Source organism: Mesorhizobium sp. M7D.F.Ca.US.004.01.2.1, assembly GCF_003997785.1.
Lineage (GTDB): Bacteria > Pseudomonadota > Alphaproteobacteria > Rhizobiales > Rhizobiaceae > Mesorhizobium > Mesorhizobium loti.
The window spans coordinates 1-247 of the sequence record NZ_RZRQ01000795.1 but is presented as its reverse complement, the minus strand read 5'-3'; the positions used below and the strand labels follow the sequence as shown (position 1 = coordinate 247).

Genomic DNA, 247 nt, shown 5'->3' with positions numbered 1-247 from the left:
TTCGTCGGCGATCGTGCTGCGTTCCTGCAGGACGGCATGATGGTGACGGTCCAGCTCTACGAAGAGAGGCCGATCGGCATTTCACTGCCCGACTATGTGACGCTGACCATCACCGAGGCGGACCCGGCTTTCAATATGTGGAAGACCGCCGAACCGGTGGTCGGCGGCTGGATTGCCGGCAACCTTGGTCCACGTGGCATGATGATCGATGCGCGCGACGGCGCCAAGGCGCTGCTGACGCTGGCCC

Annotated in this window: 1 pseudogene; it reads left to right on the top strand. The window is 63.6% G+C overall.

What is annotated here, in order from left to right:
• Positions 1 to 247 (top strand): annotated as a pseudogene (locus EN993_RS38260) (hypothetical protein); the annotation flags it as partial.